The sequence below is a fragment of the Streptomyces sp. NPDC048383 genome (assembly GCF_040651775.1).
GTDB lineage: Bacteria > Actinomycetota > Actinomycetes > Streptomycetales > Streptomycetaceae > Streptomyces.
Window position 1 is genome coordinate 40,026 of record NZ_JBEZKS010000046.1, and the last position, 16,268, is coordinate 56,293.

The 16,268-nt window shown below is 72.4% G+C and carries 16 protein-coding genes; 6 read left to right on the forward strand and 10 right to left on the reverse strand.

Annotated features, from left to right (window positions below; all coding sequences use genetic code 11):
- Positions 1 to 3: 3 nt before the first annotated feature.
- The 4 genes from AB0D46_RS27470 to pgm all read right to left on the reverse strand — a co-directional run bounded on the left by AB0D46_RS27470 (position 4) and on the right by pgm (position 6,071).
- Positions 4 to 1,044, reverse strand: coding sequence for a vWA domain-containing protein (locus AB0D46_RS27470; protein ID WP_362881291.1), 1,041 nt, complete (start codon positions 1,042 to 1,044; stop codon positions 4 to 6).
- A gap of 425 nt (positions 1,045 to 1,469) precedes the next feature.
- Positions 1,470 to 2,114 (reverse strand): dihydrofolate reductase family protein, encoded by a 645-nt coding sequence (locus tag AB0D46_RS27475; RefSeq protein ID WP_362881292.1) that lies wholly within the window; start codon positions 2,112 to 2,114, stop codon positions 1,470 to 1,472.
- 189 nt (positions 2,115 to 2,303) lie between these two features.
- Entirely contained in the window at positions 2,304 to 4,355 is a 2,052-nt protein-coding gene (gene ligA, locus AB0D46_RS27480; RefSeq protein ID WP_362881333.1) for an NAD-dependent DNA ligase LigA, read from the reverse strand.
- Positions 4,356 to 4,430: 75 nt separating this feature from the next.
- Positions 4,431 to 6,071 (reverse strand): phosphoglucomutase (alpha-D-glucose-1,6-bisphosphate-dependent), encoded by a 1,641-nt coding sequence (gene pgm, locus AB0D46_RS27485; RefSeq protein ID WP_362881294.1) that lies wholly within the window; start codon positions 6,069 to 6,071, stop codon positions 4,431 to 4,433.
- Between the two features lie 312 nt (positions 6,072 to 6,383).
- On the opposite strand from pgm, the gene AB0D46_RS27490 reads away from it, so the two are divergent.
- The gene (locus AB0D46_RS27490) at positions 6,384 to 6,545 is read left to right on the forward strand and encodes a hypothetical protein (protein ID WP_362881296.1); all 162 of its coding nucleotides are present in this window, start codon (positions 6,384 to 6,386) and stop codon (positions 6,543 to 6,545) included.
- A gap of 81 nt (positions 6,546 to 6,626) precedes the next feature.
- Positions 6,627 to 6,827, forward strand: a complete 201-nt coding sequence (locus AB0D46_RS27495; RefSeq protein WP_362881298.1) for a hypothetical protein — start codon at positions 6,627 to 6,629, stop codon at positions 6,825 to 6,827.
- 29 nt (positions 6,828 to 6,856) lie between these two features.
- On the opposite strand, the gene AB0D46_RS27500 is transcribed toward AB0D46_RS27495, so the two are convergent.
- Positions 6,857 to 8,131, reverse strand: coding sequence for a chloride channel protein (locus AB0D46_RS27500; protein ID WP_362881300.1), 1,275 nt, complete (start codon positions 8,129 to 8,131; stop codon positions 6,857 to 6,859).
- Between the two features lie 258 nt (positions 8,132 to 8,389).
- Here AB0D46_RS27500 and AB0D46_RS27505 point away from each other — a divergent pair, with 258 nt between their 5' ends.
- The 3 genes from AB0D46_RS27505 (at position 8,390) to AB0D46_RS27515 (ending at position 10,312) form a co-directional block, all read left to right on the forward strand.
- Positions 8,390 to 9,034 carry a dihydrofolate reductase family protein gene (locus AB0D46_RS27505; RefSeq protein ID WP_362881301.1) on the forward strand — a complete coding sequence of 215 codons (645 nt, stop codon included), beginning with the start codon at positions 8,390 to 8,392 and terminating at the stop codon, positions 9,032 to 9,034.
- Between the two features lie 213 nt (positions 9,035 to 9,247).
- Positions 9,248 to 9,802 carry a DUF4232 domain-containing protein gene (locus AB0D46_RS27510; protein WP_362881303.1) on the forward strand — a complete coding sequence of 185 codons (555 nt, stop codon included), beginning with the start codon at positions 9,248 to 9,250 and terminating at the stop codon, positions 9,800 to 9,802.
- A gap of 168 nt (positions 9,803 to 9,970) precedes the next feature.
- The gene (locus AB0D46_RS27515) at positions 9,971 to 10,312 is read left to right on the forward strand and encodes a HopJ type III effector protein (RefSeq protein ID WP_362881305.1); all 342 of its coding nucleotides are present in this window, start codon (positions 9,971 to 9,973) and stop codon (positions 10,310 to 10,312) included.
- A 180-nt stretch (positions 10,313 to 10,492) separates the two neighbouring features.
- Here AB0D46_RS27515 and AB0D46_RS27520 read toward each other — a convergent pair whose 3' ends face one another.
- From AB0D46_RS27520 to AB0D46_RS27535, 4 genes are all read right to left on the reverse strand, one after another.
- Positions 10,493 to 11,392, reverse strand: a complete 900-nt coding sequence (locus tag AB0D46_RS27520; RefSeq protein WP_362881306.1) for a hypothetical protein — start codon at positions 11,390 to 11,392, stop codon at positions 10,493 to 10,495.
- Positions 11,389 to 12,402 carry an SPFH domain-containing protein gene (locus tag AB0D46_RS27525; protein ID WP_362881308.1) on the reverse strand — a complete coding sequence of 338 codons (1,014 nt, stop codon included), beginning with the start codon at positions 12,400 to 12,402 and terminating at the stop codon, positions 11,389 to 11,391. Before AB0D46_RS27525 ends, AB0D46_RS27520 begins: the two co-directional genes overlap by 4 nt.
- A 153-nt stretch (positions 12,403 to 12,555) precedes the next feature.
- A complete protein-coding gene (locus tag AB0D46_RS27530; protein WP_362881309.1) occupies positions 12,556 to 12,996 on the reverse strand; it encodes a VOC family protein in 441 nt (146 codons plus the stop codon).
- Positions 12,997 to 13,199: 203 nt separating this feature from the next.
- Positions 13,200 to 13,694, reverse strand: coding sequence for a hypothetical protein (locus tag AB0D46_RS27535; RefSeq protein WP_362881311.1), 495 nt, complete (start codon positions 13,692 to 13,694; stop codon positions 13,200 to 13,202).
- Between the two features lie 353 nt (positions 13,695 to 14,047).
- Between AB0D46_RS27535 and AB0D46_RS27540 the strand changes: the two genes are divergently transcribed.
- The gene (locus AB0D46_RS27540) at positions 14,048 to 14,176 is read left to right on the forward strand and encodes a hypothetical protein (RefSeq protein WP_362881313.1); all 129 of its coding nucleotides are present in this window, start codon (positions 14,048 to 14,050) and stop codon (positions 14,174 to 14,176) included.
- Between the two features lie 39 nt (positions 14,177 to 14,215).
- Here the strand turns inward: AB0D46_RS27540 and AB0D46_RS27545 are convergent, their stop codons facing one another.
- Complete coding sequence (locus tag AB0D46_RS27545) at positions 14,216 to 16,225, reverse strand: hypothetical protein (RefSeq protein WP_362881314.1); 2,010 nt, start codon at positions 16,223 to 16,225, stop codon at positions 14,216 to 14,218.
- Positions 16,226 to 16,268 lie beyond the last annotated feature (43 nt).

Consider the following 16,268-nt stretch of genomic DNA (forward strand, 5'->3'; position numbering starts at 1 on the left):
ACGTCAGACCATGACCAGCAGCCGCGTCTGCGGCACGAGCTTCCGGTTCACGCTGGTGCTCTGCACGAAGATGGTGAAGTCGTCGTTGTGGTCCGGCTTGACGCGGACCTCCGAGTCCGGCAGTCCGAGCATGGATCGGGCCTGCGGGCCCGTGTACACCCGGTCCGTCTTCTTTTCCAGCACGGCGATCTGCTTGCGCGCCTGGATCTTCTCCGACTTGTTCAGCTGGTAGAACGCGCAACCGGTCCGGTAGGAGTGTCCGCTTTCCGTCACCCATTCCCGGATCGCCGTTTCCCGGGCGACGGGTATCAGCTGATACTCCGACGGGTCCACCGGGGTCAGTCCGGCGGCTTCTATGGCCTTCTTGTTGACGGCGTCACCCCCGGCGGAGAAGACCGCACGCGATCCTCGTATCCCCTTCGTACGGCCCACCATGAATTTTTCGGTGGCCTCCTGGATCACGTGCCCCGCCTCTTCCAGCCCTTGCGTGCTCGTGGCGTCCCAGACGGCGATGTTGTCCTTCGGGAATCCGCACTGCATGGCCTCGCGCTTGCCCATCTGATCCGGCACCAGGACGGCGAGCGTCCAGTTGTCCGCCTGCGTCTCCACCATCGTGGACACGGCCCGGACCAGCGCACGCGGGTCCCTGCCGGACGATCCCGGGCAGCGGTGGCTCGCGTTCTCCTGGCCATCCGTCAGGACGAACGTCAGGAAGCTGTGGTCGCCGTAGAGCTGGGCGGTCTGTGCCAGTTCCCGTTGCGAGGTGAGGGTGGCCGCCAGCAGCGCCGTCATCCCTCCGACCCGGTAGAGCTGCTTCAGGGACGGCATGCGCAGCACGTCCTTGTCGTAGATGACGCACTTCACCTCGTTGGCGAAGACGTACACCGTGACACGGGTTTCCTGGTCCAATTCCTGCGAGCGTCGGGCCAGATAGGAAATCTGTCGGTCGGCGACTTCCACGACCTTGCCGCTCAGGTGCGACATCGATGAACTGGCGTCCAACACAAGGGCGACGTGATTGATGTAATTCTGGGTTCCGGACATGAAGGTGCTCCCCCGCTCTTCCCGACTTGGTACTCCAATCCTCTCAGCCGGCACTGACAATCGACTTTGGAACGAGGCGGTGGGCGTCGGCGGGCAACTCCTTTCGCGCCCGCCCTTCCTGACGATCAGGAGGCGACCTCCCGCCGGGAAACCAGGAGGGGGCCGTGCGCCGTGTCGGGACCGGCCGCCGCCCCGGTTCGGAGTACAACGTCGTTCGGGCGCGAACCGGGCGTCCGCAGCGGGTCGGATCGGCAGAAGGTGAGGTCGGAAGTGGCGGGACCCCGTGGTGACGTCTCGCGACGCCGGGCCGGCAGTGGGTGGTGGCTCGTCGGGTTCCTCGTCGTGACCTACGCCGTCGCGTTCGTCGGCGCCATGGCCTCCTCCGACGCCGGCTCCGTCTACCGGTCACTGGAGCGTCCGGGGGCTCAGGCGTCGCGACCGAGACCTCGATCGGGTGCGCTCATGTCCCCCGTGGCGGGCGTGCCGTCGGTCAGTCCGTAGCGCAGGTACACGACGCCCTTGGGGCCGGTCGCGGGCGGCTCCAGGAGGGTGAGGTTCGTGGGCACAGCGCCCTGGTCGAAGACCTTCTTCCCGACGCCGAGCACGATCGGGTGGATCCACAGGTCGAGACGGTCGAAGAGCTGCTCGCGCAGGAGGGTCTGGACCAGGTCGAGGCTGCCGACGACCTTGATGTGCTCGTGCCGGTCCCGGATCTCGCGCACCGCTGCGGACAGGTCCGGACCGAGCTGCGAGGATCCCGCCCAGGAGAGGTCGGGCCGGCCGCGGGAGGCCACGTACTTCGGAACGCTGTTGAAGAGGGTGGCGATCTCGCTGTCCTCGCCGCCCTTCTGATGCGGCCAGAAGCCCGCGAAGATGTCGTACGTCCGACGGCCGAGCAGGAGCGCGTCCGTGCCCTCGTACGCGGCCCCGACCTGCGCTCCGGCGACCTCGTCGAGCAGGGGCGCCTGCCAACCGCCGAACGGGAAACCGTCCGGGTCCTCGTCGGGGCCGCCGGGTGCTTGGCCGACGAGGTCGAGCGTGGCGAACATTTCGATGTGGATGAGGCCCATGGCGTGCTCCCGGTGCGTTGGTCGTCCCGTACGGAAGGTAGACCTGCGGGCGACGGCGGACTCATCGCCGCGACGGCAACCGGTTTCGTCGGGTCTTCGAGCCCGGGCGTCCCCGGTCCCGACCGCGCGCGCTTCACCCTTGCGACGCGCCGACGCCCGGGACTGCCGGGAGCCGCCGACCAGTGCGCACTAGCCGGCGGGAAGGAGGTCGGCGACGAGGTCGGCGAATTCCTCGGGGCCGAGGATGCGGATGCCCAGCTCTTCGGCCTTGGCGCGCTTGGAGCCGGCCTTCTCGCCCGCCACCAGGAGGGTGGTGCGCTTGGACACCGACGACGACGCCTTTCCGCCGGCCCGCTCGATCAGCTCGTTCATTTCGTTCCGGGACAACAGCGCGAGGGGCCCGGTCATGGAGCCGGTCACCACGACGGCCTGCCCTGCCAGCGGGCCGCCGGCCGCGTCCTCGTCGCCGTCGCCCGCGTCGGGCGCGGCCATCTGCGGCTCGGTGACCTGCGTGCCGACCCGCTGGGCCTGGAGCCTGTCGAGGAGCGGGGCGAGTTCGAGGAGTTCGGCCGCGACGACGCGGGCCTTCTCGGTACCGATGCCGGCGACCCCGGCCAGGGTGTCCGCGTCGGCGGCTCGGATCGCCACCATCGAGCCGAAGTGCGCGGCGATGCGGCGGGACATCGTACGCCCGGTGCCACGGACCCCGAGGGCGCAGAACACGCGGTTCAGCGAGGCCCCGCGGGCGGTCTCGATCGCCGCCAGGAGGTTGGTGGCGCTGGTCTCCCCCATCCGCTCCAGACCGAGGAGCTGCTCGCGTGTCAGCGTGAACAGGTCGGCGATGTCCTTGACCAGGCCGGCCTCCACCAGCTGGATCGCGCGCGTGCCGCCGAGACCTTCGATGTCGAGCTGGTCCCGGCCGGCCGCGTAGATCACCGAGGCCACGGCCTGGCAGCTTCGCCCACGCACGCAGCGCCACCGCTGCTCGGAGCTGTCGATCGCGTCGCCGCAGCGTGGGCACGACTCGGGGAAGGCGATGGGGCTCTCGGCCCCGGTGCGCTGGTCGACCAGCGGTGCCTCGACCCGGGGGATCACCTCGCCGGCCCGGTACACGAACACCTGGTCGCCGATCATGAGGCCGCGACGGGTGATGTCGGACGGGTTGTGCAGCGTGGCGTAGGTGACCGTCACCCCGTCGATGACCACGGGTTCCAGGACGGCGCGCGGGGCGATGATCCCGGTCCGGCCCACGTTCCACTCCACCGCCAGCAGGCGCGTCACCTTGTGTTCGGCCGCCAGTTTCCGGGCCACGGCCCATCTGGGGGCGCGCGAGCCGTTGCCGGCCTGCCGCTGGTCCTCGGCCGTGTCGGCCTTGACGACGACACCGTCGATCCCGAACGGCAGGTCCCCGCGCAGGCCGGCGATCACGTCGATGCGTTCCTGCACCTGTTCCACGGTCTCGCACCGGATCGGCGCGGCGGCCGTGGCCGCGGCCGTGTTCGCGCCGAGCGCGGCCAGGGTGTCCAAAAGAGCGACGTGGCCGAGGTCGTCGAGACCGATCGCGCCGTACGCGAAGAAGGTCAATTCGATCCGGTAGGCGCGGTCCTTGGCCCGCAGGGTGCCGGCCGCTCCGCTGCGCGGGTGCGCGAAGGGTGTGGCCTCGTGGGCGAGCCGGATCCGGTTGGCCTCCTCGAACTGCGCGGTCGTCAGCAGCACCTCGCCGCGCAGCTCGACGTCGATCGGCTGGGTCAGCACCCGCGGCAGACCCAGGACGGCGTCGGCGGCGTGGGTGATGTCCTCGCCGGCCAGCCCGTCACCGCGGGTGAGGACCTGGACGAGCCGACCACCCCGGTACCGGGCGGCCACCGCGAGGCCGTCGAGCTTCGGCTCCACGCACCATCCGGCCACGGGGTGCCCGAGGCGCCGTTCCAGACCTGCGGCCCACTCGGCGAGCTCGTCGGCGTCGAAGACGTTGTCGAGGGAGAGCATCGGCACCGAATGCGGTACGTCACCTTGCACCGCCCCGCCCGCGACCTTCCCGGTCGGTGACTCGGCCAGGGCCTGGTCCGGGTGGGCCTCCTCGTACGCCGTGATGGCGCGCAGCAGCCCGTCGTACTCGTCGTCGCCGAGCGGGGTGGTGCCGTCGCCGTAGTACGCGGCCGAGGCCGCCAGGGCGGTGGTCACGGCCTCCACGTAGGCGGCAGGAGAGAGCAGGGCACTGTTTTCGGTCATGAAGGTCATCATGCGGCCCGGCACTGACAACGCCACCGGGCGGCCCGGCACGGTGCTCCCGGCCGCCCGGGCGGTTGCCGACGGTCAGGACGAGAGGGCCGCCGACACGACGGACCGGGCCGCCTGCTGGACCTCGGCGAGGTGCTCGGGACCGTCGAAGGATTCCGCGTAGATCTTGTACACGTCCTCGGTACCCGAGGGCCGGGCGGCGAACCAGGCCCGTTCCGTGCTCACCTTGAGGCCGCCGAAGGGCGCTCCGTTGCCCGGGGCGTTCGTCAGGACTCCGGTGACCGGGTCACCGGCCAGGGTGTCCGCGGTGACCTGGTCCGGGGAGAGCCGGGCGAGCACCGCCTTCTCCTCCCGCGTGGCCGGTGCGTCGATCCGCGCGTACGCGGGCGCGCCGAACCTCGCGGTGAGCGCCGCGTACCGCTCCGAGGGGCTCTGCTGCGTCACCGCGAGGATTTCCGAGGCGAGCAGGGCGAGGAGGATGCCGTCCTTGTCGGTCGTCCACACCGAGCCGTCCCGGCGCAGGAACGACGCGCCCGCGGACTCCTCGCCGCCGAAGCCGAGGGCGCCGTCGGCCAGACCGTCCACGAACCATTTGAACCCGACCGGAACTTCGACCAGTTCGCGGCCGAGGTCGGCGGCCACCCGGTCGATCATCCGTGACGACACGAGCGTCTTGCCGATGGCCGCGGCCCGCGGCCATCCCTCGCGGTGGCGGTAGAGGTAGTCGATCGCGGTGGCGAGGTAGTGGTTGGGGTTCATCAGGCCGCCGTCCGGTGTGACGATGCCGTGCCGGTCGGCGTCCGCGTCGTTGCCGGTCGTGAGGTCGAAGCGGTCCTTCGCCTCGATCAGTGAGGCCATCGCGTACGGGGAGGAGCAGTCCATCCGGATCTTCCCGTCCCAGTCCAGCGTCATGAACCGCCAGGTGGGGTCGGTCTCCGGGTTGATGACGGTCAGGTCGAGGCGGTGCTCCTCGGCGATGCGCCCCCAGTAGGCAACGGAGGCGCCTCCCAGCGGGTCGGCGCCGATGCGCACGCCCGCCGCCCGGACGGCGTCCAGGTCGAGCACGGAGGGCAGGTCGGCGACGTAGGCGCCGAGGAAGTCGTACCTCCCGGTGGTGGGGGCCGCGAGGGCTCGTGCGTACGGGATTCTCCGTACGTCCTTCAGGCCGCCGGTGATGATCTCGTTGGCCCGGTCCTGGATCCAGCCGGTCGCCTCGGACCCGGCGGGCCCCCCGTGGGGCGGGTTGTACTTGAACCCGCCGTCGCCGGGCGGATTGTGCGAAGGCGTGACGACGACGCCGTCGGCCAGGGCGCCGGTACGACCGCGGTTGTAGGTGAGGATGGCGTGGGAGACGGCGGGGGTGGGGGTGTAGCCGTCGGAGGTGTCGATGACGACGTTCACGTCGTTGGCGGCGAACACCTCGATGGCGGTGACCCGGGCTGGTTCGGACAGCGCGTGCGTATCGGCGCCGAGGAACAGCGGTCCGTCCACGCCGTGCCGGTCCCGGTACTCGCAGATGGCCTGGCTCGTCGCGGCGATGTGGTCCTCGTTGAACGCCGTGTCGAGGGACGAACCCCGGTGTCCGGACGTCCCGAAACTGACGCGCTGGGCCGGATCGGCGGGGTCCGGGTGCAGGGCGTAGTAGGCGGTCACCACACGGGACACGTCGATGAGGTCCGCCGCGCTCGCCGGCTGTCCCGCTCGGTCGTTCGACATCCGTCAGCTCCTGTGATCTTGGGCGGACTCCCGACGGTTCCGCATGACTTCATGATCTTCCGGGCGATGTCCGGGTGCCCGGTGCCGCGCCACGTGCTGCACACGGCCTACCCAGCAATGCGGGCCCCGCACGCCCTGGGTCGGTGATGTGGCCGACGATGTGGCCGACCCGCCGACCGCGAACACACATCGTTCATCCAATATGAGTTTTGTCTGGTTTGTGCAGGAAATAACGCCTACGTGCTGGTTTGCGCACGGCACACCGCGTGCCGGGAAGGGCCGGTGCACGCGTCCGTTCCGAAGGAGGACTCGATGGGCAAGCTCAGCAGCGGAGTCAAGGTACTGCGCGGCATGAAGCAGGAAGCCGACGGCAAGGCACTGATGGACCCCCGACTCCGCACGGCGGGACGACGGCTCATCGACCAGGGCCGCAGTGAGATGCGCCGCCCGTCCCACCCGGCGGAACGGCGTTGAGCGGGACGACGGAGAGCCGCAGCGTCCGGACCGCGTTCGGACCTGTGTTTGGACGTGCCGATCCGGAGCAGCATGATCAGCATGAACAGCAACAGTGAGCCCGAATCCGGCGAGTGGTACTTCGACACGATCTCCCGCAGCGTCGTGAACGGGCCCGGGCCGGATCGACTCGGCCCCTACGCCACCCCCGAGCAGGCCTCCTCGGCCCTGCGGACCGTGGACGACCGCAACAAGGAATGGCGGGAAGACCCCCGCTGGAACGACAAGGGCGACGAAGCGTAGGCCGCGCGGGCACCCGCCCACCCCGCCGGCTACCCCCGCCCCGTACCCCGTGCGCGGCGAGGGCGGGCCCAGTGGCGGCGCAGCAGCGCCGCCGTCCCCGAGGCGCCCGCGACCGCGAGCAGCAGGGGCAGGACCGCTTCCCGGGGTGCTCCGGTGAATTCGAGCGCGAGCACGATCGCCGTGATGGGCATCCGCTGGGACACCGCCAGGAAGGCCCCCGCCGCGACGACGGCGTAGGCACCCAGGACGGTACCCGGCCAGAGCAGCTCCCACAGCCTGCCCGCCACGATCCCGAGCAGCGCGCCGTTGGCGAACGACGGTGTCAGCAGGCCACCGTACGCACCTCCGCGCAGGCACAGCGCGACGACCACCGTACGCAGGACCAGGAGTACGGCCGCCAGGGCGAGGGAGGGTTCGGCGGTGAAGGCGACCTCGGCGGGGCCCTTCCCGTTCCCGAGCAGTTGCGGGAACGGCACCGCGAGGAGCCCCAGGCACAGGAAGGCGGCGGGGGCGGTGACCAGCAGGGCGCTGCCGCGCGGGGCCCGGGCGCTCGACGCCGCCGTCAGCCGGGAGAATCCGTACGCGCACGCCCCCACCAGCGGTCCTGCCAGCACCGCCCACAGCAGCAGCGAGCCGCTGAAGGGCAGTTCCGGCAGCTGGTAGGCCTGCCCGTCCGGTACCGCGACGCGCACGATCAGGCTCGCCAGCGCGGCTGTGAGCACGGCCGGCGCCACGGCGCCGATCGCCCAGCTGCCCAGGAGCACCTCCAGCGTGAAGAGGGCGCCTCCCAGCGGGACGTCGTACACCGCCGCGAGGCCCGCCCCCGCCGCGCACGCCACGAGGACCCGGCTCTGCGACGGGCTGAGCCCGGCTCGGCGGGTGACACCGGTCGCCAGGAGCGCGGCCGCCTCCCGGGGCGCGACCTCCCTCCCGAGGGGTGAGCCCAGACCGACCGTGACCACTTGGAGCAGCGCGTGGACGGCCGTGGTCAGAGCGGGCATCCGCGGCCGCTCCATCCGCAGGGCCTGCCGGATCTCCACGCGGGGACGTCCGTACCGCTGGAGCAGCCACCACCCCGCGCCCGCCACCACGCCGGCCGACGCCGTGACGACCACGCGCCGCCATGCCGACGCCGCCTCGACGCCTTCCAGGAACGGCCCCTGCGCGTACCCGAACGCCAGGTGTTGCACGGTGCGCAGGATCAGGAGCAGCAGGGCGCCGCACGCCCCGGCTCCGACGCCGATGAGGCAGGCTGCGGCGGCGAACCGGCACCGCCGGGCGGTGAAGACAAGGGCGCCCCGCATGCGGGAACCATAGGCACAGCGGCCGGGTCCGGGCCGAACCGTCGTCTCCTCGGCGCGTTCGCGGCCCCTGCGGGCGGTGGGGGTAGCGGGCGGTTCCGTCGGTCGCACGGGGGCGGGAGCCGGTGGCGCGCGCACCGGGGATCATCGCGGAGCGGTGGTACGGGGGCCAGAATGTTCCCACGGGATGACGTCACCGCACCGTCCGCCGTCCGGCCGGCAGCTCCACCGAGCGTCGTCGCCCCCTCACAGGAGGAACGCATGGCTCAGCTGGTGAGAGTCCAGAACTTCAACGTCTCGCGTGACGGCATCGGTGCCGGGGACGACCAGACCTTCGAGAGGCCGTTCGGTCATGTCGATCCGGGAAGGCTGTTCGCCTGGGCCGGTGCCACGGCGAGCTGGCCCATGCGCACCGCCCCCGGCGGGAGCCGTGGCCTGGACGACTACCTCACGCGGGACTACGCGCGCAACATCGGCGCCGAGATCATGGGCCGGAACAAGTTCGGGCCCCAGCGCGGGCCCTGGCAGGACCATGAATGGCAGGGCTGGTGGGGTGACGAGCCCCCTTTCCGCACCCCGGTGTTCGTCATGACCCATCACGAGCGCCCCTCGTTCACGCTCTCCGACACCACGTTCCACTTCGTCGACGACGACCCGGTCACGGTCCTCGAGATGGCGCGGCAGGCGGCGCGGGGCAAGGACGTCCGACTCGGCGGCGGGGCCACCACCATCCGGCAGTTTCTCGACGCGGACCTCGTCGACACCTTGCACGTGGCGGTCTCACCGGTGGAGTTCGGGTCCGGAGTGCGGCTCTGGGAGTCCCCCGATGAGCTGCTCGACCGGTTCCACCTCGATGTCGTTCCCAGCTCCAGCGGGGTGACGCACCACCTGTTCTGGCGCAAGTGACAGCTCTCCTCAGGGCCGACTACGGGCTCGTCGCCCTGCCTCCCGGAGCGGCCTCGCACCGTGCCGGCGGCGCGGGGTTGGGCAGGCGGTCGGCCTTGGCGGTATCCCCAGCCCGTGGTCGGGGCAGGGCGCGCGAATCAACGCCGAGCGACGTAGGGTCGCCGGATGGGGCAACAGGGGTGGGCGAGGCAAGTCGGCTTGATGGTGGGGGCGTTGGCTCTGGCGGGGCTGGTGTCGGGGTGCGGTGCGACCTTCGAGGCGCTCGGGGAGGCGTACCCGTCCGCGGAACCGGTCCCCTGCCCCGAGGGCGGGGTGCGCCTCATGGAAGGCGAGGGGAACGCCGCCATGGGGGTGCGCGTGGCCGACGTACAGCTCCTGAACTGCGGTTCGGGCGTCTACGAGCTGGAGGGCTATCCGGAGGTGCGGCTACTGGACCGGGAGCGGCGACCGGTCGAGGTGTCGGTGGCGCCGGGGAGCAACGGGGTCATGGCGACGGGCGGTGACGACCCCGAGCCGGCGCCGCCGAAGGTGGTGCTGCGGCCCGGACAGGCGGCCTCCACGGGGCTGCTCTGGCGCAACCTGGTGACGTCCGGCGGCGGGCCGGCCGCCGAGGGCTGGCTCCTGGAGGTCGTTCCGAAGCCGGGCGCACCCCGGTTGACGCTGGAACTGGAGCACGCGGTGGACCTCGGGACCACGGGCCGGATGGGCCTGAGCCCGTGGCGGTCACCGTTCTCGGGCGCTTCCGGAAACCCCACCGGATCGAGCTGATCCGGGCCTTCGGCGGGACGTTCGCGGGGATCACCGGTGAGGAGGGGCGCGCGGTCTCGGAGCACGACGGTGCCTCGGAGGTCGGTTTCGTGCGGAGTTTCCACGGGGGATAGTGTCGTCCGGTTACGGACGGCGATCGGATCGTCCGTTCAAGCCAGGGGAGCCGACATGACTGATCTGAACTCGCTGCGTGCGAGCCTTGCGTCGGGTGAGCACGAGTTCGCCGACACCTTGGCCTTCGTCGCCGCGCACTACGCGTATCAGCCGCAGGCGTTCCGCAACGGTGGGCTGGACAACGCCGCGGGTGAGAACGAGGGATCCTGCAAGACGCTGGGCCTGGCCCTGCTGGAAGGGCTGACCGACGAGGAGGCGCTGCTGGCCTTCGGTGAGCACTACCGCGGTGTGCTGGCCACGCCGAACGGCACCGATCACAGCAACATTCGCAACCTCATCGCCCATGGGCTGGCCGGGGTGAGCTTCGCCGGGCAACCGTTGACCCGCACGAGCTGATCGGGTGATCTCCGCGGCAGCGGCGCTGTCGACGGACGGCACTTTCAGCGGGTCCCGACGCTCCCGGAGCCGTCACCGTCCCTCGCCCGAAGGCCGAGGCGGCACGGCCTCGATCCGGGGGCGGCGCCGGCCGGGAGCACCTCGGCCCCCGAGTCGCGACAGGCCGTCGGGCGAAGGAGCTCACGTCACCAGGTGCAGTGACGTGTCCGCGATGCCCAGGCGGATGCTCTGGCCCCAGGTCAACTGCAGGGCGTCGCTCTCCATCCCGTCGCCGAAGACCACGATCCGGTCCGACTCCACGGTCAACCGCAGCCCCTGACCCGGCTCCAACTCGCCGGCGACCTTCGTCGTTCCGGTCGTGGGTGAGGGCCAGGCCTCGCGTACGAACCACAGGAGCCGCCGGTCGCAGGGTGCGGGGAGGCCCGCGTGCGCGCCGCGCTCCAGCCACAGGGAGCGCAACCAGCCGGTGGCGCCCGTGCCGGTCCCCACCAGCACCCCGGAGGAGGCCTGGGCCTCGCCCGGGCCCTCCTCGGCGTCGGCGCCGAGACGGTAGCGCGTCGTCTGGTGGCCGGAGGAGCCCAGGTAGATCTCGTTCAGCGCGAGGAGGCGCTGGGTGTCGTCCGCGACGGCTTCGACCATGGTCAGCTCCTCGGTCCGGCTCCCGGCCGTGGTCGCCGCCCGCAGCAGGGCTCCCGCGTCGGTCCAGCGGTGACGGACCAGGACTCCTGGGTTGCGCCCGGGATCGCTGTCGATGCCCACCACCGGCTGCCCGCGCAGGTACTTCGCGGTGTTGGCGACCAGGCCGTCCTGGCCGACCACGACCACCACGTCCTCCGGGGCGAACAGGAAGCGGTCCAGGTCGGCCCGCTCCACCCGCGAGTTGCGCCAGGTGAGCGGCACCGCCGCCGCCACCTCCCGCAGCGCCTGCCGCGTGCGGTCGTGGCGGCGGACCACCTCGTCGATGGTCCGGCCCCGGCTGGAGAGGAAGAACGCGGCCTGCCCGTGCGTCCCGTGTCGGGCGAGCAGCTCCTCGTACTCGGTCCTGCGGTGCACGAGCACCGCCCGCGGGGCCAGGCTCACGCTCCCGTGCCGCCTTCCGGGCGTCCGAGCCTGGTGAGGAGCCCGGTGAGGACGTCCGGGGACAGCGTGAGGCTCTCGATGCGCGGCAGGTTCTCCGCCAGTCGGGTCGCCGCCAGGGCGTGCAGTGTGGCCGGGGCGGCTTCGTCGTGCACGCGGAGCCAGGCCGTCTGGGCTTCGGCCCGCGCCGCGCCCGTCTCGCGGGCCGCTTCGGCCTCCGCGCGGGCGAGGCGTACCTTGCGGGCCGCTTCGGCCTCCGTCCTCACGCCGTCCGCGGCCGCGTTCTCCTCGGCCGCGCGGCGGGTGTTGATGCCGCGTTGCTCGACCAGCTGTTCCTCGCGTCGGGCCAGTTCGATCTGGCTGGCCAGCTCGTTCTCGGCGATGGCGCGCTCGCGTTCGACGGCGACGGCCCGCCGTTCGTAGGTGGCCCGGTCCGCCTCCTGCTGGATCTGCTCGCGGGCGGGGGTGCGCAGGGCGCGCTCCACCTCCGCCTCGGGGCGGATCGCCACGACGCGTACGGCCACCACGTCGATGCCGGTGTCGGGGAGCCGGGGCTCGGCGGCGAGACCGGCGGCCACCCGCTCCCGCACGGAGGCGACGCCGTCCACGAGGGCGACGGCCAGCGCGGTCCGGGCCAGTACGTCCAGGGTGTGCTGTTGCGCGGTCTCCGTGAGGAGCGTGGCGATCTGTTCCAACGGCGCCCCGCGCCAGCTTCCGGTGTCCGGATCGACGGAGAAGTCGATGCGTTCCGCGGCCTCGGCCGGGTCGCTGATCCGGTAGGTGACGGTGGCCTGCACGGCGACGTCCTGGAAGTCGGACGTACGGGCATGGAACGCCATGGCCAGCTCCCGGTCGTCGACCGGCACTTCGGAGAGCGCCGCCGACAGCGACCGGTACCAGAAGCTGAGCCCGCGTCCGTCGTGGACGAGTCGGCCGCGCTTGTGGTGGCGGATGTGCGCGGTGGGCGCGGAGCGCAGATGGCGCCAGCCGAAGCGCCTGGTGATGTCGGCCATGGTGGACCCCCTCGATTTCGTCAATGAGACGATAACGAGGCGCCGCCATATCGTCAAGAGGACGAAAAGAAGAATCCGGGGAGTCTCCCGGCGGCGTGGCGGGGCGCTCGAACGAGAGGGTCGGACTGCTTCCGGATCGGCCCCGGCGAACCGTCAGCCGATCCGTTCGGCCAGGGCGATGACGATCCCCGAGGGGCCGCGGAGGTAGCAGAGGCGGTAGACGTCCTCGTACCGTGCCACCTCGCCGATCAGCTCGGCGCCGTGCGCCCGCAGGCGGGCGAGGGTGTCGTCGAGGTCGTCGACGGCGAACATGACCCGGTGCGCGCCCAGGGTGTTCGGCGGGCGGGTGCGCGATCCGTCGTCGATCGCCGCAGGGGTGTGGTACTGCGCGAGTTCCAGCTTGCCGTGGCCGTCGGGGGTGCGCATCATCGCGATGTCGCTGCGGACTCCGTCGAGCCCGACGGCCTGATCCGCGAAGAGGCCCTCGATCCGCGCCCGGCCCTCAACCTCCATGCCCAGTTCGGTGAAGAAGGCGACGGCGGCGTCCAGGTCTTCGACGACGATGCCGATGTTGTCCATCCGCTGAAGCGTCATGACGGTTCTCCCTCTGCGCTGCGAGTGCCCTGCGAGGCCACCGGTACACCGAGCCACCGGTATACCGAGGACGGAGCCGGTGGGTCGTTCTCGACACCCGTCGACGGGCCGAGTCACGAAAGGGGCCCCGCCCTCGGGCACCCCGACCGGTTCGGGAGTCGGCCACGCCTGGGACGCGGGCCGGTTCCCCGCTGGGACGCGGGTCAGTTCCCCGGCCGACGCTGCGGCAGTCGTGTGCCGCATCCGCTGCAGTAACGGGCGTCCACCTCTATGGCGTGGCGGTGGCACCGCTCGCAGACCAGGTGTAGCGCGCACTGGTGCGGTGGCGCGGCGGGAACGGGCTGTCCGATGGTCATCCCGCTGCGTCTGCGGTGGGTGGTGAGGACGACCAGCCCCTTGGGGCCGGCCAGCAGGGCGCGGGGCGTGCCGCGGGGCAGGAGGGCGAGACGTCCCGGGAGCAACTGGATCGTCTCGTCGTTCAGGGTGAGGACGCCGTCGCCCGCGACGACGACGAGCATGACGTCGACCTCGTCCTCGGTGGATGCCTCTCCCCCGGCGCCGGGGAGGTGGCGGACCAGGTTCGCGTCCATCTGCCGGGCCGGATCCCGCAGTCGCCACAGCGCGCCGCTCTGACCCTCCGACAGCGCCCTGACCAGGTCGGCGACGCTCGCGGTCTCCACTTCTCGCGCCGTGTCCACCGCTGTCCTCCCAGAACCGGGCCCGTCTCCACCCTCATGATCGCCCCAGACTATGGGCTCGGAGCCGCGGGGTCGCACAACGACCACCGTCATGGTGAGCGTACGAACGCCCGTTTCGTACGGGCGACTCCGCCGGGTTCCACTGACGGAGGGTACGCGGTTCGGCCGGAGCACGGGCGCGGATACGGGGCCGGCTCCCGCCGTGCGGGTCGGCCGGTCCGGGGGCCGACGGCAACCGGGGGTGAGGACCACGGTGGCGACTGCGGTCCGGGCCGCGGCGAGGCCGTCGAGAGCCAGGGTCAGCATCCGGCGGCGCGCGTGATCGTCCCGCTCGATTCGGCGGGGGACACGGCGTGCACTCCTGGCGGGCCTTCTCCCACCTCAAACCCGTCGTGCACAAGTCCCTCGTGGTGGACACCCTCCGCCTGGCACAGCCACCGTTCACCCGCCGCGGGCTGCGCCTGGTCAGGCGGTTGCTGTGAGCTCGGGTCCCGGCGAACTCGGCACGGATGCAAGGAGGTTCAGCCGCCGGCCCCGGCCGCGTGAGGGCTCGGACCGGGTGGGAGTTGGGCGGCGAGCAGGGTCAGGCCGCGGCGGAGCCGGCGGAAGTAGGTGGCGCGGCTGAGGTGCAGCCCCCGGGCGATCTGGTGGTGGGTGCGGGACCGGCCCAGGTAGTACGCGGCGAGGATGGCGCCCGCCTCCCCGTCCGCGTCGATCGAGGACGCGGCGAGGGCGGCCACGCGGTCGGTCAGCCAGGCCCGCAGCCGGGGCGGCGAGGAGAGCTCGGGCAGGGCCAGCAGGGGGTTCCCGGCGAGGCCGCCCGGGACCCGGAGCCGGGCCAGGGCCCGTCCGATCAGGGTCGGCAGGTCCTGGCCCGGCAGGACCGCGAGCCCCGCCCCGGGTGGCGGTACGGTCCCTGCGGCGGCGGCGGGACCGGGGCCGAGGCGGCGGATCCACCCGGCGAGGCCGGCGGCGGTGAACTCCTGGCTGTAGACCTCCGGGCGGCGCCCGCACCGGTAGACGTCGTCCCGGATGCCGCCGTGCCGGCGGAAACTCAGCGCGTGCAGCAGGCTCTGGTACTCCGGGCTCGCCGTGGAGACCAGGAGGTGGCCGGCGAGGGTCGCCCGCACCAGGATGTGGCGCAGCATCTGCGCGTGCGCGCCCGCGTCCGCCCCGTACGCCGCCCCCAGGAACAGCCCGCCCGCGCCGCCCGAACCGCCGCCGGGGCCAGGGCCGTCGCGCTCCGCGTCGGCCGCCGGCCGGGGTACGAGGAGGTCCGGCGCGTGTTGCTGGAGCAGCGGTTCGATGCGGTCGACGGTGTCCGGGCCGACGGGTACCAGGGCGGCCAGCGCCACGGGCTCCCCGTCCCGGTCCCGGGCCAGGTGGAACGCGGTCGGGGCGGATGCCAGCCAGCCCTCCGTGACCCGCTCCGAACGCCTCGGGTCGAAGCCGTTGCGGACCGCCCAGCGGTGCATCAGCCGTCCGATGTCATCGGCGTCGCCGGAGCGGGCGGGCCGGATCCGCGCACCGTCCTCGACCGGCGGGAACAGCGACTGCCGCAGGGTGGGTTCGCCGGAGAGGAAGAGGCCCTGTTCGACGATCTGTGCCTGCTCGCGCGGGTCCCGGCGTTCGGTGAGCAGTGCCTGTCGGTAGCCGGCCGCCCGGGTCCGGACGTCCCGGTGGGCCTGCGGCCGGCGCCAGGCGTAGGCCAGCTCGAACAGCGACCGGTACGGTTCGCGCACCGCCAGCCCGAGCGGCCCCCGCCGGACCAGGCTCAGCGCCGCCAGCGCGGAGAACACCTCCGGCCCCGCCGTGAGCAACCGTTCGTCACCGGCGCCCACGGTGGCCAGCAAACGCAGCGCGTGCCGGCCTCGGCCGCCGGCGCGGGGTCGCTCGCGGTCGAGGCGTCCGAGCACCTCCTCGACCACCGCGTCGGCGAGGGCGCCGGGCGCGTCGGTGGGGGTTCCGGCGAGGAGCTCCCCGCTGACCAGGGCGGCCGGCAGGGGGTGACCGCCCGCGAGCCGCACCGCGAGCGCCACGGCCTCCTCGTCCTCCAGGCCGGCCTCCCGGACGAGGTCCTCGACGTCCGCGTCCGGCCAGGGCCGCAGCGGTACGAGGGAGGGCGCGCGCCGGTCCGCCCAGCCGGGCAGCCCGCGCAACGGCCGCCGGCTGACCACCAGGACCGTCGGCGGTTCCGACGGGCGGCACGGCCGCCCCGGCCCCTCGCCCGAGTCTCCCGGAGACCCCGGCGGGTGGGACTTCCCCAGCACCGCTGCCACGGCCTCGGCCTGGCCCGGGCCGTCCACGCTGTCGATCAGCAGCACCCCGCCCTCCGGCGCGGCCCCGGCGAGCAGTGCCCGTACCCGCTCCGCGGCGACCGGGGCCGGCAGCCCGCACAGATCGACGGCGGCGGCCACGGACAGCCGGCGGGCCAGTGCGCTCTTCCCGCTGCCGAGGGGGCCGCAGAGGTTGACCACGGGATGCGCGGCGAGGGAGGCGGACAGGGCGTCGAGGCCCGGGGGGATCTTCACGGTTCCCGGACGATACCCATCCGGTGTTCTCCCGGGTCAGCGG

Coding starts and splice junctions, on each gene's coding strand:
- AB0D46_RS27490 (WP_362881296.1), top strand. CDS start 6,384: ATGGGCAAGCTCAGCAGCGGAGTCAAGGTACTGCGCGGCATGAAGCAG.
- ligA (WP_362881333.1), bottom strand. CDS start 4,355: ATGACCTTCATGACCGAAAACAGTGCCCTGCTCTCTCCTGCCGCCTAC.
- pgm (WP_362881294.1), bottom strand. CDS start 6,071: ATGTCGAACGACCGAGCGGGACAGCCGGCGAGCGCGGCGGACCTCATC.
- AB0D46_RS27475 (WP_362881292.1), bottom strand. CDS start 2,114: ATGGGCCTCATCCACATCGAAATGTTCGCCACGCTCGACCTCGTCGGC.
- AB0D46_RS27515 (WP_362881305.1), top strand. CDS start 9,971: ATGACTGATCTGAACTCGCTGCGTGCGAGCCTTGCGTCGGGTGAGCAC.
- AB0D46_RS27470 (WP_362881291.1), bottom strand. CDS start 1,044: ATGTCCGGAACCCAGAATTACATCAATCACGTCGCCCTTGTGTTGGAC.
- AB0D46_RS27530 (WP_362881309.1), bottom strand. CDS start 12,996: ATGACGCTTCAGCGGATGGACAACATCGGCATCGTCGTCGAAGACCTG.
- AB0D46_RS27500 (WP_362881300.1), bottom strand. CDS start 8,131: ATGCGGGGCGCCCTTGTCTTCACCGCCCGGCGGTGCCGGTTCGCCGCC.
- AB0D46_RS27505 (WP_362881301.1), top strand. CDS start 8,390: ATGGCTCAGCTGGTGAGAGTCCAGAACTTCAACGTCTCGCGTGACGGC.
- AB0D46_RS27495 (WP_362881298.1), top strand. CDS start 6,627: ATGAACAGCAACAGTGAGCCCGAATCCGGCGAGTGGTACTTCGACACG.
- AB0D46_RS27525 (WP_362881308.1), bottom strand. CDS start 12,402: ATGGCCGACATCACCAGGCGCTTCGGCTGGCGCCATCTGCGCTCCGCG.